Below are 21838 nucleotides of genomic sequence, written 5' to 3' on the forward strand. Positions count from 1 at the left end.
GAGGTCGGCGCGTCCGGGCGATGCGAAGCATCGTCCCGCGCGCCGGGTGAGGGCTTCCTCCTCTGGGGGAGTGCCCCATTGTGGCGACACCCTCTCCCCGACCCTCTCCCGCAAGCGGGAGAGGGGGCTCACCGGCTTCGCCAATTCAGACTTACTGAATATCGTCACGCTCTAGCATCAAGAGGACATCATGAGCATCACCCGCAGCATCCGTACGCCCATCATGCACCGCGCCGTCGAGGTCAACGGCTTCGTCTTCCTCGGCGGCACCATCGCCGACGACACCTCGGTCTCGATGGGCGAGCAGACCCGAAACATTCTGGGTAAGATCGCCGGCTATCTGAAGGAGGCGGGCACCGACAAGTCGCGCGTGGTCAGCGCCTCGATCTTCGTCACCGATCTATCCAAGAAGAAGGAGATGGATGCGGCCTGGACCGAGTTCTTCGGCGACAATCTGCCGACCCGCGCCACCGTCGGCGTTGCCGATCTCGGCGGCGGCGCGCTGATCGAGGTCGTGGTCACCGCGCTGAAGGGCTGATCGCGCTTGCCAAAAGAGGGCGACAGCGCCTCTCACGCTGTCGCCTCATCGCGCCGTGCCTTGATATCGCCCTTCGAAGGGAATACTCAGAGGGCTCTCAAACAGGAAATTCGCAGCCATGGATTCGACCCCGACCGCAAAGCCCATCCGCCTTGCCCACGGGGATTTCCATGCCTGCTTCCATCATCCTGTCGAACCTGTCGCTGGCCACGCCTGACGGCCGTTCTCTTGTCTCCAACCTCGATCTGACATTCGCGGCCGAGCGGACCGGTCTCGTCGGCCGCAACGGCATCGGGAAGACGACGCTGCTTGCGTCGATCTCAGGGGAGCATCTTCCTCATTCCGGACGCGTTCTGGTCAATGGCAGCATTGGCTTGCTGCGCCAGGATGCGCAATTGCCCGCAGGGGCGAACGTGGTCGATCTGTTCGGCGTCGGGCCGGCGCTCGGGCTGCTGCGCCGTGCCGAGCGGGGCGACGCGTCGATCGACGATCTCGCCGCGATCGACTGGACGCTCGAAGCTCGGCTGGCGGCCGCGCTGGCGCGCCTCGGCTTCGATCTGTCTCCCGATACGGAGCTGTCGCGTCTGTCCGGCGGTCAGATCACGAGGGTCCGGCTGGCGGCCTTGATCTTCGCCGAACCGGACTTCCTGCTGCTGGACGAGCCCACCAACAATCTCGATCGGGCTGGACGCGAGGCCCTGACCGGTCTCCTGGCCGCGTGGCGCGGCGGTGCGATCGTGGTCAGCCATGATCGGAGCCTGCTCGAGACCATGGATGCGATCGTCGAGCTGACGTCGCTTGGGGCTGCGCGCTACGGCGGCAATTGGAGCAGGTTTCGCGAACAGAAATCCGTCGAGCTTGCTGCCGTCAGGCACGATCTCGCGCACGCCGAGAAGCGCCTGTCCGAGATCGACGGGAAGGCGCAGCAGGCGGCGGAGAAGAAAGCGCGCAAGGACAGCGGCGGGCGAAACAAGCGCGCCAAGGGCGACATGCCGCGCATCCTGGCCGGCGCGCGGAAGGATCGCAGCGAGGATAGTGGCGGCAAGACGGCGCAAATCGCCGAGCGGCAGCGCGCGGAAGCGCTTGAGGCCGCCGCCGCGGCGCGCCGGCGCATCGAGATTCTTCAGCCGCTCTCCGTCAAGTTGCCCGCGACCGGCCTGCCGGCGGGCAGGGAGGTGCTTTGGCTCGACGGCGTCAGCGCCGGCTACCGACCTGAGCAGCCGGTCCTGCGCGATCTCTCGTTCGCTGTCGTTGGGCCAGAGCGTGTCGCGCTGGTCGGGCCCAACGGCTCCGGCAAGACGACGCTGCTGAAACTCATCGCGGGCGAGCTGCGCCCGCTCTCGGGGATCGTGCGGGTCAGGCCGGATTTCGCGCTGTTCGATCAGAAAGTCAGTCTGCTCGACCCGGGGCTCTCCATTCTGGATAATTTTCGCCGTCTCAACCCGAAGGCGGGCGCGAACGAGTGCCATGCCGCACTGGCCCGGTTCATGTTCCGCGCCGATGCCGCCTTGCAGGTCGTCGGAAGTTTGAGTGGCGGGCAGATGTTTCGCGCGGGCCTGGCCTGCGTGCTCGGCGGGCCGCGGCCGCCGTCGCTGCTGATCCTTGACGAGCCGACCAATCATCTCGACCTCGAATCCATCGAAGCCGTGGAAGCGGGCTTGCAGGCCTATGATGGCGCGCTGCTCGTCGTCAGCCATGACGAAGCGTTCCTGCAGGCGATCGCGATCACACGACGGATCGATGTCGCCGCCAGGGCGCTGCGCATCGATGGCGGAATCGTCTGATCCCGCTCGGCGGTCTGGATTTGTCAGTGATTCTCAAAAACCCGACGCCCTGCCCCCAGCGCGTCGGGTGGAAAAAATGAGTATCAATCCGTGATCTCAATGCGATTGTTGTGACGCGTGCCGCACCAATTTTCTACTCCGGGAAACTATCGCGTGGGAACCGGTCGTCCTCGCCAGAGCAGCGTCGCCGGCGATCGCGATCAGCACCTGGGCGAGAGAATCCTGGATCGGGGCTGGTGCCGGTGGCCGCTGGCTGGCTGGATCGCGACTTGTGTCATAGAGTGGCCCCGGGACGCATTCTTGCAGGATCTGGATCTTGCATGACCTGCACGATGTGATGGCCGCCGCAGGAGTGACAATCACATTCGTGTCTGTCTGCACGATGATCGATCGCTGCACCGCAATGGGGGAAACATGGCGACTGCAACTGACCCCGACCGGCAAGCGCAAGGCTATTTTCCGCGGTGGAAACTCAAGACCTCGGGCGTGATCATGCCGGAGGAGCGGTTGGCCTGGGGGCAGACCATTGTCTCCGGTCTCCAGCATTGCGTCGCGATGTCCGGCTCCACGATCATCGCCCCGCTGCTGATGGGGTTCGATCCCAACGTTGCGGTACTGTTCTCGGGTATCGGCACGCTGATCTTCTTCGTCATCGTCGCCGGGCGCGTGCCGAGCTATCTCGGTTCGAGCTTCGCGTTCATCGCCGTCGTCATCGCCGCCAGCGGCTATGCCGGGCAGGGGCCGAATCCCAATATTTCGGTCGCGCTCGGCGGCATCATCGGCGCCGGCGTCCTGTACGGGGTGATCGCGCTGATCGTGATGTGGTCGGGCGTCGGCTGGATCGAGCGCCTGATGCCGCCGGTCGTCACCGGCGCGGTGGTCGCCGCCATCGGCCTTAACCTCGCGCCCGTTGCGGTCAAGTCGGTGAGCGCCGGCGCCTTCGACACGGCCATCGGGCTCGCCACGGTTCTGATCATCGGCGTGGTGGCCGTTGCAGCTCCAGGCCTTTGGCGAAGGCTGCCGATCATCCTCGGGGCGATCGGCGGATATGTCTTGTATCTGCTGTTCGCGAACGGGCTCGGCTTCGGAAAGCCGATCGATTTCACGCAGCTTGCGGCCGCGTCGTGGCTCGGCCTGCCGAACTTCACCGCGCCGACGTTCCAGGCCGATGCCATCTTCTTGATCGCGCCGGTCGCGATCATCCTCGTCGCCGAGAACCTCGGCCATATCAAGGCCGTCGGCGCCATGACGGGCCGCAGTCTCGATGCCTATCTCGGCCGCGCCCTGTTCGCCGACAGCCTCGCGACGATCGTCGCCGCCTCCGGCGGCGGCACCGGCGTCACCACCTATGCCGAGAATATCGGCGTCATGGCGGCGACGAAGGTCTATTCGACCTTGCTGTTCGCCTTCGCGGCCCTCGTGTCTATCCTGCTCGGCTTCTCGCCGAAATTCGGCGCGCTGATCCTGTCGATCCCGGGTCCCGTCATCGGCGGCCTCTCGATCGTGCTGTTCGGACTGATCGCGGCGATGGCGGGCCGGATCTGGGTCGAGAACAAGGTCGACTTTGCAGATCCTGCAAACCTGATCACCGTCGCCGTGGCATTGACCGCGGGCGCAGGCGATCTCACGCTCAAGTTCGGCGCGTTCACGATCGGCGGGATCGGCACCGCAACCTTCGGCGCCATCATCCTTTATCAGATCCTGACGTCGCCACTCGCGCGCCGTGCGGAATGAAATGCGTGGTCGGGATGGAACAAAAAGCGCCTCCCGTCGATGATGAGGCATTCCGGAGAGAACCCATGCCGCAACCCGATCGCTCGACCTCGTTTCCCTCGCGCCTTGTCGGCCAATATGCGCTGGTGACCGGCGCCTCACAGGGCATCGGCCGCGCCGTCGCCGTCAGGTTCGCGCAGGAAGGTGCGACCGTCGCCATCAACTATTTCGAGAACGACGAGCGGGCGGAGGAGACGCTCGCCCTCGCGCGGGCAGCTTCGAGCGACCGCGGCCACGGCGAGCCCGATCATTGCATCGTCAGGGCCAATGTCGGCGACGAGCGGGACATTGCGGCGATGTTCGAGACGATCCTTTCGCGCTGGAAGCGTCTGGATTGTCTCGTCAACAACGCCGGCTTCCAGCAGGAATCGCCGAGCGAGGCGCTCGACGTCGAAACCTATCGCCGCATCATCGACGTCAACCTGAACGGCGCCGTGCTCTGCGCGCAGCAGGCACTTGCGCATTTCGTCAAGCGCGGCGGCGGCGGCAGCATCATCAACTGCTCCAGCGTGCACCAGATCATTCCGAAGCCCTTCTATCTCGCCTATTCGATCAGCAAGGGCGGCATGGCCAATTTGACGCGCACGCTGGCGCTCGAATTTGCCGGCCGCGGCATTCGCGTCAATGCCGTCGGGCCCGGCGCGATCGATACGCCGATCAATGCGGCCTGGACCGGCGACCCCGAAAAGCGCGGCGTCGTCACCAGCCACATTCCGATGGGGCGCGTCGGCACGCCGGAGGAGATCGCCGCCGTCTTCGCCTTCCTCGCCTCGGACGATGCGAGCTACATCACCGGACAGACCCTCTATGCGTGCGGAGGCCTGACATTGTACTCGGAATTCCGGGAGAATTGGGCAAGCTGAACGGCGGCTTCGAACCATCCGGGATGGCGATCGCGACCGGATAGAGGTCTGCGGCGCCATGTGCTATCGACCGTCGACGAAGCGACCGCTATTGCGAGCGCCGACACATGAAGGGCTCGTGACCGCAACCATCAACATCAACGCCTACAGTGACGCACTGGTGGTCCTCGGGACCGCCGGCGTCGTGGTGCCAATCGTCCGCCATTGGGGCATCAATCCCGTGCTGGGCTACCTCGGCGCCGGCGCCATACTCGGTCCGCTCGGGCTCGGCTCGCTGGTTCGTGAAATCCCGTTCCTGTACTGGTTTACGGTGACGGACGCGCAGAACGTCGAGGGTATCGCCAATCTCGGCATCGTCTTCCTGCTCTTCCTGATCGGCCTCGAGCTGTCTTTCCGGCGGCTCGTCACGATGCGGCGTCTGGTGTTCGGGCTCGGTGGCCTGCAGGTGCTGGTGACGTCCGCGATGATTTCCGGCGTGGCGCTTCTCTTCGGGCAGAGCTCCGATATGGCCGTCGTCCTCGGCGCCAGCCTTGCGCTGTCCTCGACCGCGATCGTGCTCGAGCTTCTGTCCGGTGAGAAGCGGCTTGCGACCACGACCGGGCGCGCCAGCTTCGCGGTGCTGATTGCCCAGGATCTCGCGGTGGTTCCCATTCTGGTTTTCGTCTCGGTGCTGGGCGCAGACAGCGGCGGCTCCGTCCTGGCGCACATCTCCAGCGCGATCCTGAAGGCCGCGCTGGCGGTCACTGTCCTCATCCTGCTCGGACGGCTGCTGATGCGTCCGCTGTTCCAGATGGTTGCGGGCACCCATTCGACCGAGTTGTTTGTCGCCGCGACCTTGTTCGTCATCGTCGGTGCGGGACTGGCCGCGCACCAGGCCGGCCTGTCGATGGCGCTCGGAGCCTTCGTTGCAGGACTGATGCTGGCGGAAACGGAGTATGGCAAGGCCATCGAGGCCACCGTCGAGCCGTTCAAGGGCCTGCTGCTTGGCATCTTCTTCTTCACCGTCGGCATGGCCATCGACTTTCGCGTGTTCTTGCGCGAGCCGGGTTGGCTGCTGGCCGCCGTTGTCGGTATTCTCGTCGGCAAGGCGATCGTGCTCATCGCCCTCGGCCGCCTCTTCAGGCTGTCATGGCCGGCAGCGATCGAGATCGGATTTCTGCTCAGTCCAGTCGGCGAATTCGCCTTCGTCAGCATCGGAATGGCCGCGGCCGGAGGCATGATCGAGCCCCGCGTGTCGAGCTTCGCCGTGGCCGTCACCGCTGTGACGATGGCGTTGACGCCGCTTCTGGGCATGCTCGGGCGACGATTGGCCGCGAGGCTGAGCAGCGAACGCACGCCCGATCCTGAACTGGCGGTTCGCCCGCCCGGCGACCGGGCGCAGGCGATCGTGATCGGCCATGGTCGCGTCGGCAAGGTCGTCTGTTCGCTGCTGACCGGCCACGGCCTGAACTACATCGCGGTTGATCACGAGGCGGTCGCCGTGGCACGCGATCGCCGCGACGGCCACAAGGTCTATTTCGGCGATGCGACGGAGCCGGGCTTCCTCGAAGCTTGCGGCCTGATGCAGACGACCGGCGTGATCATCACCATCCAGTCGCGGCCGGCGATCGATGCCGTCGTCGAGCGAATCCGCGCGGTGCGCCCGGACGTGCTGATCGTCTCACGCGCGCGGGACGCCGAGCATGCCCGCCACCTCTACGCGATCGGCGCAACCGATGCGGTGCCCGAAACCATCGAAGCGAGCCTGCAGCTTTCCGAAGCCGCGCTGGTCGGCCTCGGCGTTGCGGTCGGGCATGCGATCGCCTCGGTGCACGAGAAGCGGGACGAATTCCGGCAGACGTTGCAGCAGGCCGCGCGCAAGGCGGACCCGGACGGATCCCGCCCATCGGCCATCGCAGGCCGCCACGATCGGCGGCGTTGATCTGGCAACACCGTATCGCGCAGACTACATAGGGGCCATGTCAAACCCGCCGCTCCAGCACTTCATCGACCGGCACGAAAGACTGTTCGTGCTGACCGGCGCCGGCTGCAGCACCAATTCGGGCATTCCTGATTATCGCGACAGCCACGGCAATTGGAAGCGGACCCAGCCGGTCAACTTCCAGTCTTTCATGTCGGACGAGCAGACACGGCAGCGCTATTGGGCGCGCAGCCTGATCGGCTGGCGGCGGTTCGGTCAGGCCAGGCCGAACGATGCGCATCACGCGCTGGCCCGGCTCGAGGCGAACGGGCGCTGCGGGATGCTGCTGACCCAGAACGTCGACCGGCTGCATCAATCCGCCGGCCACCGCCAGGTGATCGACCTGCACGGCCGGCTCGATCTGGTTCGCTGCATGGGCTGCGGCCGCAAGACGCCGCGGAGCGAATTTCAGGATGCGCTCGGCCGCGCCAATGCGCAATGGCTGACGCTCGATGCGGCCGATGCTCCCGATGGCGACGCCGATCTGGAGCATGAGGATTTCTCGTCCTTCCAGGTGCCTGCTTGCGAAGCCTGCGGCGGCATTCTCAAGCCCGACGTCGTGTTCTTCGGCGAGAACGTGCCGCGCGACGTGGTGGCGACAGCGCAGGATCACCTGGCGCAGGCCGACGCCATGCTCATCGTCGGCTCGTCGCTGATGGTCTATTCCGGCTTTCGCTTCGTGCAGGCTGCAGCGCAGCGCAACATTCCGATCGCGGCCATCAATCTCGGCCGCACCCGCGCCGATGATCTGCTGACGCTCAAGGTCGAGGAGCGCTGCGAGACGGCGCTTGCATTCCTGCTCTGATCTCACGCGCGGCGAACACGCCTTGCCTATTGCATAGGTGCCGCGCAAAATAGCCGGGCGCGCGTTCCTGCATGCCTCATGGCACGGGAATTGCTGCGTTTTCGCTCGCAATCTTTGACGACCAGCACGGAGAATTTGGAATGCTTGAGGGAGCCGAGGTGCGGCTTGCCGTCGATATCGGTGGGACGTTCACGGATATCGTGCTGGACGTGGGTCACGACCGCAAGACACGCAAGCTGCTGACGACGCCGCAGCGGCCTGAGCAGGCGGTGCTCGACGGCATGCGTCTCATTCTCGCCGATGCGCGTGCCCATATCAGCGACATCGATGTCTTCATTCACGGCACCACGCTGGCGACCAATGCGATCATCGAGCGCCGCGGTGCCAAGACCGCGTTGATCGCGACCGAAGGCTTTCGCGACGTGCTCGATATCGGCACCGAGAGCCGCTACGACCAGTACGACCTCAGCATCGACAAGCCGAGGCCGCTGGCGCCGCGATCCCTCCGCTTCACCGTGCCCGAGCGCGTCGACGCCCACGGCACCGTCCGCCTCGCGCTCGACGAAGCTTCGGTGCGCGCGCTCGCCCCGAAATTGCGCGAGCTCGGCGTCGAGAGCATCGCGATCGCCTTCCTGCACTCCTACGCCAATCCCGAGCACGAGCGGCGTGCCGCCGCGATCCTGGCCGAGGAGATGCCCGGCGTCTCCGTCACCGTGTCCTCCGCCGTCTGTCCCGAGATCCGCGAGTATGAGCGCACGTCGACTGCGGTCGCGAATGCCTATGTGCAACCCCTGATCGACGGCTATCTCGCCCGTATGGCCGACGCCTTGCAGGTCGAGCAGTTCCGCGGCGCGATCTACCTCGTCACCTCCGGTGGCGGCGTCACGTCGATCGAGACCGCGCGGCGCTTTCCGGTGCGCCTCGTCGAATCCGGCCCGGCCGGCGGCGCGATCTTCGCGGCGCAGATCGCGGCAAGGCTCGGCGAGAGCAAGGTTCTGTCCTTCGACATGGGCGGCACCACCGCAAAGATCTGCCTGATCGAGAAGTACCAGCCCGAGACGTCGCGCGTGTTCGAGGTCGATCGCGCCGCGCGCTTTCTCAAGGGCTCCGGTCTGCCGGTGCGCATTCCCGTGATCGAGATGGTCGAGATCGGCGCCGGCGGCGGTTCGATCGCCCATGTCGATGCCATGAAGCGCGTCACTATCGGCCCGGAGAGCGCCTCGTCGGAGCCTGGCCCCGCCTGTTACGGCCGTGGCGGCCAGCGTCCGGCGGTGACGGATGCGGATGTTGCGCTGGGCATGATCGATCCCGACGCGTTCGCGGCCGGCACCATCAAGCTCGACCCCGAGCTTTCGAAGCAGGCGCTGCTGCGCCATGTCGGCGAGCCGCTCGGCCTGTCCGCGGAAACCGCGGCCTATGCCGTGCACGAGGTCGTCTGCGAGAACATGGCGAGTGCGGCGCGCGTTCATGCGGTCGAGCGCGGCGAGATCGTCGGCCAGCACACGTTGATCGCCTTCGGCGGTGCTGCGCCGCTGCATGCGGCGCGTGTTGCCGAGAAGATCGGCGTCTCCCGGGTGATCGTGCCGTCGAATGCCGGCGTCGGCTCGGCCGTCGGCTTCCTGGCCGCGCCGATCGCCTATGAGCTGGTGCGCAGCCGCCATGTCCGGCTCGACGATTTCGACACCGAGGCGGTCTCCGAGCTGTTGCAGGAGATGGTGACCGAAGCGCGCGCTGGTCGAGCCTGGCGCGGCGGGTGCGCCGGTGCGCGAGCGTCGGGCCGCCTTCATGCGTTATGTCGGTCAGGGCCATGAGATCTCGGTCGAGCTGCCGAACCGGCGGCTGACGGTGACCGATCTCGCCGGCCTGCGCCGGAAGTTCGAGGCCGATTATGCGGCGATGTTCGAGCGGTCGATTCCGGGCGCCGCGATCGAGGTGCTGAGCTGGTCGGTGCTGGCGACCACGGAGGCGCGCAATCCGCCCGCAGTCGCAGCCGTCGCGCGCAAGCCGGCGGGCAAGGCCGTCGGCAGCCGGAAGTTCTTCGACGGCCGGGCAGGCGAGGTGATCGAGATTCCGCTCTATCGCCGCGAGGACATGGCGCCGGGCGCGACCATCGCAGGTCCGGCCGTGATCGCGGAGGACGAGACCTCCACCTTCGTCTCCACCAATTTTGACGCCCATATCGACGGTGCCGGCAGCATCGTCATGGAACGAAAGGCGGCCTGATCATGAGCAAGGCAAATGGCGCGAGCCTGATCGACCTTCAGATCATGTGGCACCGGCTGATCGCCGTGGTCGAGGAGCAGGCCCAGGTGCTGCTCCGCACCGCCTTCAGCCCGATCGTGCGCGAATGCGGCGACCTCTCGGCCGGCGTGTTCGATCTCGAGGGCCGCATGCTGGCGCAGGCGGTGACCGGCACGCCCGGCCACGTCAACTCGATGGCGGAATCGGTCAAGCACTTCATCGCCCACTTCCCGATCGAGACGATGAAGGAGGGCGATGCCTATATCACCAACGATCCCTGGATGGGGACCGGCCATCTCAACGACTTCGTCGTCACCACGCCCTGCTTCAAGGACGGCAAGCCGGTGGCGCTGTTCTCCTGCACCAGCCATCTCATGGACATCGGCGGCATCGGCTTCGGCCCCGATGCCACCGACGTGTTCATGGAGGGGCTCTACATTCCCATGCTGAAGCTGATCGACCAGGGCGTCGTCAACGAGACGCTGATGGCGATGATCCGCACCAACACGCGGCTGCCGATCGACACCGAGGGCGACACCTATTCGCTCGCCGGCTGCAACGACGTCGGCTGCGAGCGCCTTGTCGAGATGATGACCGAGTTCGGCATCGACACGCTCGACGAGCTCGGCGACTATATCTGCGATCGCTCGCGCGAGGCCGTGCTGGCCGAGATCGCGAAGCTGCCGAAGGGCAGCTGGCGCAACACCATGGTGGTCGACGGCTATGATGCCCCGGTGACGCTGGCGGCGACGCTGACGATCTCGGATGCGGGCATCCACGTCGATTTCGACGGTACATCCGCGGCTTCGAAGTTCGGCATCAACGTGCCGTTGTCCTATACCACCGCCTACACGGTGTTCGGCCTTGGCTGCGTGGTCGCCTCGCAGATTCCGAACAATGCCGGCTCGCTTTCGCCGCTGACGGTGTCGGCGCCGGCGGGTGCGATCCTCAATGCGCCCAAGCCCGCGCCGGTCGCCTCGCGCCACATCATCGGCCAGATGCTGCCCGACGTGGTGTTCGGCTGCCTGCGCCAGATCATTCCGGAGCGCGTGCCGGCGGAAGGCACCTCGTGCCTGTGGAATCTCAACGTTCGCGGCCAGACGCGCAGCGGCGTCGGCGGCAATTACGGGTTCTCGATGGCGGTGACCTCCAATGGCGGCACCGGTGCGCGCTTCGGCAAGGACGGATTGTCGGCGACCGCTTATCCCAGCGGCGTGCGCGGCACCCCGGTCGAGATCGCGGAGACGCAGACGCCGCTGATCTTCTGGCGCAAGGAGCTGCGCCCGGATTCCGGCGGGGCGGGGCGCACCCGCGGCGGTCTCGGTCAGATCATCGAGGTCGGCAGCGGCGTCGACGCGCCGTTCGACATCCTGGCGGCATTCGACCGCATCGATCATCCGCCGCGCGGACGCGACGGCGGCAAGAACGGCGAGGCCGGCTATGTCGGCCTCAAGTCCGGCAAGAAGCTGCGCGGCAAGGGCTTCCAGCAGGTGCCGCCGGACGATCGCCTCGTGGTGCTGACGCCCGGCGGCGCCGGGATCGGCGATCCCGCAACGCGCGAGCGAGCGGCGGTCAAGGACGATATCGAAAGCGGGCTCGTGTCCGCCGCGAATGCGGCTGCAGTTTATGGGTACGCGCGCTGACGTGTCAGCGCGCTTGGATCAACGGAGGGGTGCAATGATCACGCGACGGAACTTCACCGCGGGCGCAGCGACGCTGCTCGCCGCAGGCCACATCTCGACCCGGGCACGGGCGGCGACGACGAGCTGGGACATGTCGACGGTCTGGCCCGACGGCAATTTCCACACCCAGAACGCGATGGCCTTCGCCGAAGAGGTGAAGAAGCAGACGGGCGGCGCGGTCGCGATCACCGTGAAGGCCGGCGGCCAGCTCGGCTTCAAGGGGCCCGAGCATTTGCGCGCCGTGCGCGACGGTCTGGTGCCGCTCGCCGACGTCCTCAACATCCAGCAGGTCGGCGACGAGCCCTTCATGGGCGTCGAGAGCATCCCGTTCCTGTGCGGCTCGGTGGATGAGCTCAAGGTGCTGCACAAATACGTGCGGCCCGAATACGAGAAGATCGCCGCGCGCAACAACCAGAAGATCCTCTACATCGTGCCGTGGCCGACGCAATATCTGCACCTCAAGGCCAAGGTCACCGACGTCGAGGGCCTGAAGAACATCAAGATCCGCGTGCCCGACAAGAATGCGGTCGACATGCTGAATGCGATCGGCATGGCGGCGGTGATGATCCCCTGGGGCGAAACCATTCCCGCGCTGGCCTCCGGCGCGGTTGCCGGCGTCTCCACCTCGTCGGTGTCGGGCGTCGACGGCAAGTTCTGGGAATTCCTCAAATACGTCTACCCGACCAACCACGTCTGGTCGTCGCAGATGCTCACCGTCAATCTCGATTCCTGGAAGGCGCTTCCCGCTGATCAGCAGAAGCTCGTCGCCGACATCGCCGCGAAGATGGAGCCGGGCTTCTGGGCGAACTCGCTCAAGGCCGACGTCGACAGCCTCAACCGCCTGAAGGAAGGCGGCATGGAGGTGGTGCCGGTCTCGAACGTGATGATGACGGACATCCGCGCCAAGACCGCGCCGCAGCTCGATGCCTTCCTCAAGCGCGTGCCGGCGGCCGACAAGCCGGTGCGGGCCTATCTCGCCGACATGAAGCGCGGCTGAGGGCGGAGGCGTGGTGAGCGTTTCGTCCGAAGCACCGCAGAGCCTCAACGCAGCGGCACCAGCGCCGCTGCGCATCCTGCTCGACGGCATCGACCGCCTCGGCCGGCTCGACGGCTGGATCGGCGGCTTCTGCCTGTTGATGCTGACCCTGCTGATGCTGTGCGAGGTCGCCACCCGTTTCCTGTCGAACTTCCTGCCGTTCTTCCCGCCGAGCATCTCGATCGCGTGGGAATATTCGTCCTATCTGATGGCGGCGTCGTTCACCTTCGGCGCGGCCATGACCTTGCGTGTCGGCGGGCACATCCGCGTCGTGCTGCTGCTGAAGAACGTACCGGTGCCGGTGCAGCGCGCGCTCGAGATCCTCTCTGCCGCGGCCGGCTTCGCCTTCATGGCGTTCCTGACCTCGGCCATGGCGAAGTTCGCCTTTGCCGCCTACACGCGCGGCCAGGTCTCGACTTCCAGCGATACGCCGCTGTGGTTTCCGGAAGCCGTCGTCACCTTCGGCATGCTGCTGCTCACGCTCCAGTTCCTGGCGCGCGCGATCCAGGCCGCGCTGGGGCTGCCGCTGGAGGATCATCGCATGAAGGCCTCGCCCGTCGAATGACCGCTTTGCTCCTTCCCGGATCCAAGATCGCATGACCATCGAAGTCGTTGCCCTGTTCGCGATCTTGTTTGCGCTGCTGGCCTGCGGCGTCTGGATCGGCCTGACGCTCGCGCTCACCGCGACGCTGCTGCTCGCGACGTTCCGTTCGATCCCGCTCGACAAGCTGCTGCCGCAATACGCCTGGAACATCCTGACCACGCAGGAGCTGCTGGCGCTGCCGCTGTTCATCCTGATGGGCGAATTGTTGTTTCGCACCCGCCTGTCGCGCTCGCTGTTCCAGGGGCTGGCGCCATGGGCCGGTCTGCTGCCCGGCCGCCTGCTGCATGTCAACGTGATCGGCTGCACCATCTTTGCGGCGATCTCCGGCTCCTCGGCTGCGACCACGCAGGTGATCGGCCGCATGTCGCTCAACGAGCTCTTGCGCCGCGGCTATTCGCGCGACATCGCGATCGGCTCGCTCGCCGGCGCCGGCACGCTCGGCTTCCTGATTCCGCCCTCCAACATCATGATCATTTACGGCGTGCTCGGCGACGTCTCGATCCTGAAGCTGTTCACGGCCGGCGTGCTGCCGGGCTTCCTGCTCGCCGCCACCTTCATGGCCTGGGTGATGCTGCACACCAGTCTCAATCGCAAGATGGTGCCGGACACCGAGGCCAGGCTTTCGCAGGTGCCCTGGAGCGAGCGCTTCGCGGCGTTGAAGGATCTCGCGCCGGCGCTGTTCCTGATCGCCTGCGTGCTCGGCTCGATGTATGGCGGGCTCGCCACGCCGTCGGAAGCCGCCGCCGTCGGCGTGCTCGGCGCGGCGCTGGTGGCCTGGGCGCAGGGCGCGATGTCGCATCAAGTGATGCGCGACGTCTTGATCGGCTCGGTCGTGACCTGCTCGATGATCGCGCTGATCGTGCTCGGTGCCTCCATTCTCGGCAATGCCGCAGCTTTCCTCGGCATTCCGCAGGCGGTCGCCGCCTTCGTCAAGGGGCTTGGCCTGTCGCCCTTCATGCTGATCGTGGTGCTGATCGCCTTCTATCTCGTTCTCGGCTGCTTCCTCGACGGCTTCTCGATGATCGTGATGACGCTCCCGATCGTGCTGCCGATCGTCAAGGGCGCCGGCTTCGACGAGGTCTGGTTCGGCGTATTCCTCGTGCTCGCCGTCGAGATGGCGCAGATCACGCCGCCTGTCGGCTTCAACCTGTTCGTGATCCAGGGCCTGACCGACGACGGCCTCGGCTACATCGCGCGGGTCACGATGCCGTACCTGATGATCATGATCGGCTTCGTGCTGCTGCTGACGCTGTGGCCCGGCATCGTCACGATCCTGCCGCGGGTGCTGTACGGGTGAATTGCAGTGCAATCGCATTTGAGGAAAAGCGTGGCGGGAATTTCGTCTGTGGCCACCCTTCGAGACGCCCGCCTGCGGCGGGCCCTCAGGATGAGGACGGAGTACGCGATCGCAGTTTCACCGGGCAAGAGTGCCGCTTAGCCTCACCCTGAGGAGACCGCATAGCGGTCGTCTCGAAGGGCGAGGCGCGTGCGCAGGCGCCGCCAAACGCCATGTGCGATGACCGTGGCCGGAATTGGCCCGTCCTACCCACCATCCGTTGTGGTGCCCGACGGGCGAAACACGCCAGTGCTGGGTCCAGAGCTAGCAGCAAAAATATTCGAATTTACAGAAGTTCGGTTTTGCCGTACAAGCCGGGACATCCCGCCCGCCACGAGGGGCGTTTCGCGATCGTCACGAGACGCGGGCCGGGATGCGGTGGCCGCGACGGCGTCGGCGCGCGATGGTGGCTTGCAGGGCGGGAAACCGTGAGCAGCGGCAGGCGCGATACGACACGGCGCTGACAGCGTCCTTGTTCGGTCTCGGCAGTGAGCGCACGCCAGCTGTCGGGAAGGCGGACGGGGATGTGCGCGGACGGAGAAGTCGTGTGGTCCTGACGCCCGGGGTTCTGGCGTCAAGTCTTGCGGTGATGTGGCGGCCGACCGGCGCGCGCATCGACCAGCCGCAAGGCGACGGGGGCAATAGTGCAACGCTCCCCGAGGAGAGCACGAAGGACACCGTGAAAACCATCGCGCAGGGAAGGCCGGGCGACCGGCATCACCTGTCGTCCACCCCGTGCGCGTTTTTCGCACACGCGGGACTTCGGGTGCCAGGCGGCGCCCGGCCTTCCCTGCGCCCTTGCTTTCGAAGAGGGCGGAAGAAGACAGCATAGCTCGGGCGAAACGCGCCGCGAGGATGAGCAGTCATGTCCATCGCCATAAATCGGTCGCGTGCCCCGGACGCGGCGCCTCTTCGACGGTGCGCTGCAGAGCCGGGGCCCATGTCGCAGAGCGCGATCATCGGAAAGATGGATCCCGGCTCTGTGCCGCAACGTGAAGAACGTTGCAGCGCGTCCGGGACACGAGAGACGCGTGCTAAGGCAATGTCATCTCCCCACGGAGTCCCAGTTCATCCTCACGACTCTCCCGCGCGTGCTGGACGGCTAGCTGCGAACGAGAAGCGGCTGCAATGTTGGTGCGATCAGAGTTGCGACGCGCGATCGGGAACGCGCGTGACAATGCGAGATCATCTTGACCATCCAGCGGTTGCTGCCGTTCTGCGGCTTCGCGCATTGGATGCGTTTTTGCCGAAAACCGTGCTTCAAAAGCGATTTCATCGAGCGGATCGTTGCTCTGCATTTAGGCAAATTAAATCCTTCGGCGCTTACTTGAAGTTTACAGGTTCGATTTTTGCGAATGCCATTTTGGAGGCTCCCATGCGGACCAATCTTCCGGTCACGGCCATCGAATATCCAATTACCGACGAAACCCTCATCGTCTCTCACACCGATACGAAAGGGAAGCTGACCTACTTCAACGACCAGTTCGTCGAAGCCTCCGGATTTTCTGAAGCCGAGTTGATGGGGCAGCCTCACAACATTATCCGCCATCCGGATATGCCGTCCGCGGCCTTCGAAAATCTGTGGGCCACGCTCCAGCAGGGCAAGCCTTGGTCGGGCGCCGTGAAGAACCGGCGCAAGAACGGCGACTTCTACTGGGTGTTGGCGACCGCCTCTCCCATTCGGCAGAACGGACAGATCGTCGGATACAGCTCCATCCGCACCAAGCTGCCCGCCGACCAGCGCGCCGAGGCGGAGCAGGTGTATGCGATGATCCGCGAGAACAAGCCGCACGATTACAGGCTGGATGCCGGCATGCTTCGCCGGCGTTCCCTTCTCGATCGATTGGACATCTTCACCGGCACGCTCAACGCGCGCCTGGTTACGCTCGTCACCATCCTCTCGCTGTTTCTGCTGGCGATCGGCGTCATGGGCCTGCAGGGCACGCGGCAGAGCAATTCGCGGCTGAAATCGATCTACGAAGACCGTGCGGTGCCGCTGGCACAGCTCTTTGAGATCAATGACCGGATGAGAGACAACACAGTGCTGCTGTTCGAGGCGGCCGCCAACGGGCGGGCTGGAAAGCCGGTCGAGGAGATTGCAGCCAAGGTCAATGCCAACCTGGAGAAGGTCGGAAAGTCCTGGGCCGAATACATGGCGACCTATCTGACGCCGGAGGAAAAGAGCGTCGCCGACAGCTTCACGCCCAAGCGCGTGAATTACGTCGAGCAAGGCCTGAAGCCGGCGCTGACGCTCTCGGCCGAGCGCAAGTATGATGAGCTCGCTATTCTGCTGGCCGGACGGGCGCGCGAACTGTACCAGGCGGCGAAGGCCGACCTCGACAGGCTTGTGGCGATCCAGGTCAGGGAAGCCAAGGCGGAATACGATGTGGCCGAGTACGAATATGGCTGGCTGGTCGGCACTGCGCTTGCGCTCCTGGTGGCGAGCATCGCCTTGGGCGTCCTCGTCAGCCGGCAAACCATCCGTGCCATCGTCCGCCCGCTTCAGCGCCTGAACGATGCCATGCTCAGCATCAACCAGGGCAAGCTCGACAACCGCATCGTCGTCGAGCGAGACGACGAGCTCGGCGTGGCACTTCGAAACCTGCAGACGTTGCAGGCCATCGTTCGATTTGATCGCGACGAGCTGAAGGCGACCGAGAAGCGGGCGGCTACCCAGCGCAAGATAGAGATGAACAAGCTCGCCGGCAGTTTCGAAAGCGCGGTGGGCGAGATCATCGAGACCGTCTCGTCGGCCTCGACGGAGCTGGAGGCCTCGGCGAACACGCTGACCTCGACCGCGGAGCACGGAGAGAAGCTCGCAACGATGGTCGCGGCGGCTTCCGAGGAAGCCTCCACCAACGTACAATCCGTCGCGAGCGCGACGGAGGAGCTGTCATCCTCCGTCAACGAGATCGGCCGGCAGGTCCAGGAATCCGCGCGGATGGCCAATGAAGCGGTCGAGCAGGCCCGCCTCACCGATCAAAAGATCGGTGAGCTCTCCAAGGCCGCGGCGCGGATCGGAGACGTCGTCGAGCTCATCACCACGATCGCAGGCCAGACCAACCTGCTCGCCTTGAACGCGACGATCGAGGCCGCGCAGGCCGGCGAAGCCGGCCGCGGCTTTGCCGTGGTCGCTTCCGAGGTCAAGGCCCTGGCCGAGCAGACCGCCAAGGCCACCGGCGAGATCTCCCAGCAGATTTCCGGCATTCAGGGCGCGACCCAGGACTCGGTCAACGCCATCAAGACGATCGGAAGCACGATCAAGTCGCTGTCGGAGATCTCGTCGACCATCGCGGCGGCGGTCGAGGAGCAGGGCGCGGCGACCCAGGAGATCGCGCGCAACGTCCAGCAGGCTGCGCAAGGCACGCACCAGGTCTCGTCGAACATCGCCGACGTCCAGCGTGGAGCGACCGAAACCGGCTCGGCCTCCACGCAGGTGCTCAGCGCGGCGCAAGCGCTTTCAACCGACAGCAATCGGTTGCGAACGGAGGTCGGCCGCTTTCTCGACAGCGTCCGCGCCGCTTGAACGAACGCCGCTCTTCCCGGCCGCCGGGAAAAGCGGCGATCTCGAAGAAATCGTTGTCCCCGCCTCGTGGGGACAACGATCAGATCGGCATGGCCATGCGGCGTTCGATCGGATTATGCCGCCGCCTTCTTGCGCGCCAGCTCGGCCTTGTACAGCTCGAACTCCTCGGCGATCGCCTTTGCGACCGAGGGGCGCTGGCGCAGGCGCTCGTAATAGGCCTTCACGTTCGGCCATTTCGCCAGCTCGATCGGCGGCGTCGCCATGGTCCAGTTGATGATGGTGACGAGATAGGCGTCAGCCACGCTGAAATGATCGAGCAGGAAGTCGCGCCCCTTCAGGTAATTGTCGAGATAGTCGAGCCGCGACAGGTTCTTCTCCAGGGCATAGGCCTTGGCGTCCTGCGGCGCCTTGCGGTCGAGCAGGGTGACGAAGAGACCCTTGTGCAACTCGGTGCCGACGAAGCAAAGCCATTGATGCAGCCGCGTGCGCTCGATGCCGGCGCTCGCGCCGAGGCCGGATTGCGGGAAGCGGTCGGCGACGTATTGCAGGATCGCCGCATTCTCGGTCAGCACCAGACCCTCGTCGGTGCGCAGTGTCGGCACCAGGCCGATCGGATTGACGGCACGGAAGTCGGAGCCGTCGCTCAGCACGGTCTTGGTCGGCGGGTCGACCTCGAGATAGTTCGCCTGGGCGCCGGCTTCGTACAGCGCGACGCGCGTCGCCATCGAGCAGGCGAGCGGCGAGAAATAGAGATCCATCTGTAGCCTCCTTGGGCAATTCTTGAGGTTTCGCTCAACCTGGCCAGATTGATTTTTGTACCATCTTGCATAATATATGGTTGGTCAAGGATTATTTTGCGAGATGGTACAAAAATCAGAGCCGCCGATTGCGGCCAACAAGCCGAAGCGCCGCGGCCGTCCGCGCGCTTACGAGCCCGATGTCGCGCTCGGCAAGGCGCTGGACCTGTTCCGCAGGCAAGGTTTTGCCGCCACCTCGCTCGACGAATTGAGCGAAGCGACCGGCATGAACCGCCCGAGCCTCTATGGCGCCTTCGGCGACAAGCGGGAGCTCTACATCAAGAGTTATCAGCGCTACCGCGAGGAAGCGCGGACATCCATGGCCGCGATCTTTCGCGAGGAAATGCCGGTGCGCCAGCGGCTGGAGCGCATCTTCGCTTCGGCGCTGAACATCTATCTGTCCGGCGAGACCGGCCCGCGCGGCTGCTTCACGGTGGTGACGGCGGCGTCGGAAGCCGTCGGCGATCCCGAGATCCGCGCCATGGTGCTCGACGGGCTCAGCGAGCTCGACAAGGCCTTTGCGAGCTGCTTCCGCCGCGCCAAGGAGAAGGGCGAGCTGCCGGAAAATGCCGATCCGCTCGTGCTGGCACAGATCGCATCAGCCACCGTCCACAGCATCGCCATCCGCTCCCGCGCCCGCGTCCCGCGCAAGGAGCTGGAGGCCATCATCAAAGGCGCGATCGATCTGATGCTGGGCGCCAAGGCCTGAGCTGTCGTCCCGGGCAAGCGTAAGCGCAGATCCGGGACCCATACGCCGCAGCAGAAGTTTGGCGAGGACTCGGAGTTGAGTGGCTTCGGTACGACGAGCGCGCTAACGATGGATCACGCGCTATGGGTCCCCGCGTTCGCGAGGACGACAGCGAGATTGCTGCACGATCCCGTCCAGCTACGCCGCGCGGATCTGCGCGAGGAAGCGGTCCACCTCGTCCCGCAGCCGCTGCGACTGCTTCGACAGTTCGACCGCCGAACCCAGCACTTCCTCCGCCGCCGTGCCGGTGGCTGCGATGCCGTCGGTGACGCCCGCGATGTTCTGCGAGACCTCGCCGGTGCGGGCGGCCGCCTGCTGGACGTTCTGCGCGATCTCCTGCGTCGCCGTGCCTTGCTGGCCGACGGCAGCGGCAATCGCGGCGGAGATCTCGTCGACCTGCTGTATCGTCGCGCAGATCGACTGGATGCCATCGACCGCGCCCGATGTTTCGCCCTGCACTGCGGTGACCTGAGCGCCGATCTCCTCGGTCGCCTTCGCCGTCTGCGTCGCCAACGCCTTGACCTCGGACGCGACCACGGCAAAGCCGCGGCCGGCTTCGCCCGCGCGCGCCGCTTCGATCGTCGCGTTCAGCGCCAGCAGATTGGTCTGGCCGGCGATGCCGTTGATGAAGGAGACGACGTCGCCGATCTTCTGTGCGGCTTCCGCCAGGCTCTGCACGCGTGCATTCGACTGCCGACCGTCGCTGGCGGCCTTGCCGACCACCTCGGTCGCATGGGCGAGGCGGCGGCTGATCTCGGTCATGGACGAGGACAGCTCCTCCGCTGCGGCCGCGACGGTCTGCACATTCTCCGAAGCCAGCGCCGAGGCCGACGACACCGCGCGCGTCTGCTGCCGGGACTGCTCGACGATGGCCGACATCGAACGCGCGGTATGCTCCATCTCGACCGCAGCCGAGGACACCGTGGTGACGACGTCGCGGATGCTGGCCTCGAAATTGTCGGCAAGGGCGGCGAAGGTCCGCCGCTTCTCCGCTTCGGATTGCTCCTTGGCCTTCAGCTGCTCGGCCTGAAGCTCGTTGAAGCGCAGTGCATTGTCGCGGAACACCGCCACCGCCTTCACCATCGCGCCGACCTCGTCATTGGCCTTGCTGGCCGGAATGGCGACGTCGAGGTGTCCATCGGCCAGCTCGCGCATGACGGACGTGATGGAGATGATCGGACGCGAGATGCCGCGGGCAATGAGATAGCCGACGATCGCGGCCAGCACGAGGCCGAGCGCGGCGATGCCGATGGCGAGCAGCCAGGCGCGGTCGGCCGAAGCTTCGTAATCGGAATTGTCCATCACCAGCTCGACGGCGCCGAGCGGCTTTCCGGAGAAGTCCTTGATTGGCCCCAGCAGCGCCGCGACCGGGGTGTTGTCGAGCTTGGCCTGCCTCACGGTGAAGTCGCCAGCGGCGGCGCGGCCATAATCGGCCGCGTCGAAGAAGCTCTTGCCCTTCAGCGTGCCGCCGAACAATTTGAAGCCGGAGCCGTCGGCAAGGTGGAAGGCGACGTCGACGCGGCGATTCGCCTTGAAATCATCGAGGAAGGACTGGCCGAAGGTCAGGCCGAATTCGACCGTGCCGAGATGCTTGGCCCCCTGCGCGATCGGCACCACACCGCGGATGCCAAGCCCGGCGACTCCGCCTTCGAGCCCAACCACGACCTTATGCTCCTGATTGGCGAGCAGGACGGTCTTGCGGAAGCCGGAGAGGTCGTCGCCGAATTTCGCCGGCTGATGCACGCGCAGGAACGATGTCGCCGGCGCCACATGGAACTGGAACTGATCGACGCCGTATTCGGACTTGGTGGCGGCAAACACCGGTCCGAACAGGCCGACCAGGGCGTTACGGTCCTGTTTGGCCATCGCGTCCTGCGTCGCCGGCATCGCGGCCACGACGGCGCTCATGGCGGCGGCGCGGCGGGATTCCTCGGCAATGCGCGACTGAAGGGCATCATAATGGCTGCGCAGCTCGCGCTGATCGGCGCGGTCGATGATCCCGGCGATGATCCACATCGCCCCGACCACGGCAAACAGGGCCGTTGCCGCCGCCGTCACCGCCAGGGCAACCGTGATCCGCATCCTGAGGCCGAGGCTCGCGCGCATGTCCGACTCGTACGTTGACCGTTGGTTAAGAACGCATAT

Annotated in this window: 14 protein-coding genes and 1 pseudogene; 13 read left to right on the top strand and 2 right to left on the bottom strand. The window is 65.5% G+C overall.

Features of this window, described 5'->3' with window-relative positions; genetic code table 11:
• The first annotated feature begins 190 nt into the window (after window positions 1-190).
• From DCM80_RS18085 to DCM80_RS18140, 12 genes and pseudogenes are all read left to right on the top strand, one after another.
• Window positions 191-538 carry a RidA family protein gene (locus DCM80_RS18085; RefSeq protein ID WP_257192923.1) on the top strand — a complete coding sequence of 116 codons (348 nt, stop codon included), beginning with the start codon at window positions 191-193 and terminating at the stop codon, window positions 536-538.
• 170 nt (window positions 539-708) lie between these two features.
• Window positions 709-2322 carry an ABC-F family ATP-binding cassette domain-containing protein gene (locus tag DCM80_RS18090; RefSeq protein WP_257192925.1) on the top strand — a complete coding sequence of 538 codons (1614 nt, stop codon included), beginning with the start codon at window positions 709-711 and terminating at the stop codon, window positions 2320-2322.
• Window positions 2323-2736: 414 nt separating this feature from the next.
• On the top strand, window positions 2737-4056 hold the full coding sequence (locus tag DCM80_RS18095) for a solute carrier family 23 protein (protein ID WP_257192927.1): 1320 nt from the start codon (window positions 2737-2739) through the stop codon (window positions 4054-4056).
• 65 nt (window positions 4057-4121) lie between these two features.
• A complete protein-coding gene (locus DCM80_RS18100) occupies window positions 4122-4958 on the top strand; it encodes an SDR family oxidoreductase (protein ID WP_257192929.1) in 837 nt (278 codons plus the stop codon).
• Between the two features lie 118 nt (window positions 4959-5076).
• A complete protein-coding gene (locus DCM80_RS18105; RefSeq protein ID WP_257192930.1) occupies window positions 5077-6879 on the top strand; it encodes a cation:proton antiporter in 1803 nt (600 codons plus the stop codon).
• A 37-nt stretch (window positions 6880-6916) separates the two neighbouring features.
• Window positions 6917-7723: an NAD-dependent protein deacetylase gene (locus DCM80_RS18110; RefSeq protein WP_257192931.1), complete on the top strand. Its 807-nt coding sequence runs from the start codon at window positions 6917-6919 to the stop codon at window positions 7721-7723.
• A gap of 140 nt (window positions 7724-7863) precedes the next feature.
• Window positions 7864-9946: pseudogene (locus DCM80_RS18115) on the top strand (hydantoinase/oxoprolinase family protein).
• Window positions 9947-9948: 2 nt separating this feature from the next.
• The gene (locus DCM80_RS18120) at window positions 9949-11607 is read left to right on the top strand and encodes a hydantoinase B/oxoprolinase family protein (protein WP_257192932.1); all 1659 of its coding nucleotides are present in this window, start codon (window positions 9949-9951) and stop codon (window positions 11605-11607) included.
• Between the two features lie 34 nt (window positions 11608-11641).
• Window positions 11642-12643 (top strand): TRAP transporter substrate-binding protein, encoded by a 1002-nt coding sequence (locus tag DCM80_RS18125; protein WP_257192933.1) that lies wholly within the window; start codon window positions 11642-11644, stop codon window positions 12641-12643.
• A 10-nt stretch (window positions 12644-12653) separates the two neighbouring features.
• Complete coding sequence (locus DCM80_RS18130) at window positions 12654-13247, top strand: TRAP transporter small permease subunit (protein ID WP_257192934.1); 594 nt, start codon at window positions 12654-12656, stop codon at window positions 13245-13247.
• Between the two features lie 31 nt (window positions 13248-13278).
• Window positions 13279-14583: a TRAP transporter large permease gene (locus DCM80_RS18135; RefSeq protein WP_257192935.1), complete on the top strand. Its 1305-nt coding sequence runs from the start codon at window positions 13279-13281 to the stop codon at window positions 14581-14583.
• Window positions 14584-15997: 1414 nt separating this feature from the next.
• On the top strand, window positions 15998-18148 hold the full coding sequence (locus tag DCM80_RS18140; RefSeq protein WP_257197970.1) for a methyl-accepting chemotaxis protein: 2151 nt from the start codon (window positions 15998-16000) through the stop codon (window positions 18146-18148).
• 113 nt (window positions 18149-18261) lie between these two features.
• Here DCM80_RS18140 and DCM80_RS18145 read toward each other — a convergent pair whose 3' ends face one another.
• Complete coding sequence (locus DCM80_RS18145) at window positions 18262-18906, bottom strand: glutathione binding-like protein (protein WP_257192937.1); 645 nt, start codon at window positions 18904-18906, stop codon at window positions 18262-18264.
• Window positions 18907-19009: 103 nt separating this feature from the next.
• On the opposite strand from DCM80_RS18145, the gene DCM80_RS18150 reads away from it, so the two are divergent.
• Window positions 19010-19654 (top strand): TetR/AcrR family transcriptional regulator, encoded by a 645-nt coding sequence (locus DCM80_RS18150; protein WP_257192938.1) that lies wholly within the window; start codon window positions 19010-19012, stop codon window positions 19652-19654.
• A 177-nt stretch (window positions 19655-19831) separates the two neighbouring features.
• On the opposite strand, the gene DCM80_RS18155 is transcribed toward DCM80_RS18150, so the two are convergent.
• Window positions 19832-21799, bottom strand: coding sequence for a methyl-accepting chemotaxis protein (locus DCM80_RS18155; RefSeq protein WP_257192939.1), 1968 nt, complete (start codon window positions 21797-21799; stop codon window positions 19832-19834).
• Between the last annotated feature and the right edge of the window lie 39 nt (window positions 21800-21838).

The sequence above is a fragment of the Bradyrhizobium sp. WBOS08 genome, from assembly GCF_024585125.1.
GTDB lineage: Bacteria > Pseudomonadota > Alphaproteobacteria > Rhizobiales > Xanthobacteraceae > Bradyrhizobium > Bradyrhizobium japonicum_B.

What these genes read in the sequence shown, in the direction of transcription:
- DCM80_RS18085 (WP_257192923.1), top strand. Translation starts at nt 191, where the DNA reads ATGAGCATCACCCGCAGCATCCGTACGCCCATCATGCACCGCGCCGTC.
- DCM80_RS18090 (WP_257192925.1), top strand. Translation starts at nt 709, where the DNA reads ATGCCTGCTTCCATCATCCTGTCGAACCTGTCGCTGGCCACGCCTGAC.
- DCM80_RS18095 (WP_257192927.1), top strand. Translation starts at nt 2,737, where the DNA reads ATGGCGACTGCAACTGACCCCGACCGGCAAGCGCAAGGCTATTTTCCG.
- DCM80_RS18100 (WP_257192929.1), top strand. Translation starts at nt 4,122, where the DNA reads ATGCCGCAACCCGATCGCTCGACCTCGTTTCCCTCGCGCCTTGTCGGC.
- DCM80_RS18110 (WP_257192931.1), top strand. Translation starts at nt 6,917, where the DNA reads ATGTCAAACCCGCCGCTCCAGCACTTCATCGACCGGCACGAAAGACTG.
- DCM80_RS18120 (WP_257192932.1), top strand. Translation starts at nt 9,949, where the DNA reads ATGAGCAAGGCAAATGGCGCGAGCCTGATCGACCTTCAGATCATGTGG.
- DCM80_RS18125 (WP_257192933.1), top strand. Translation starts at nt 11,642, where the DNA reads ATGATCACGCGACGGAACTTCACCGCGGGCGCAGCGACGCTGCTCGCC.
- DCM80_RS18135 (WP_257192935.1), top strand. Translation starts at nt 13,279, where the DNA reads ATGACCATCGAAGTCGTTGCCCTGTTCGCGATCTTGTTTGCGCTGCTG.
- DCM80_RS18140 (WP_257197970.1), top strand. Translation starts at nt 15,998, where the DNA reads ATGCGGACCAATCTTCCGGTCACGGCCATCGAATATCCAATTACCGAC.
- DCM80_RS18145 (WP_257192937.1), bottom strand. Translation starts at nt 18,906, where the DNA reads ATGGATCTCTATTTCTCGCCGCTCGCCTGCTCGATGGCGACGCGCGTC.
- DCM80_RS18150 (WP_257192938.1), top strand. Translation starts at nt 19,010, where the DNA reads ATGGTACAAAAATCAGAGCCGCCGATTGCGGCCAACAAGCCGAAGCGC.
- DCM80_RS18155 (WP_257192939.1), bottom strand. Translation starts at nt 21,799, where the DNA reads ATGCGCGCGAGCCTCGGCCTCAGGATGCGGATCACGGTTGCCCTGGCG.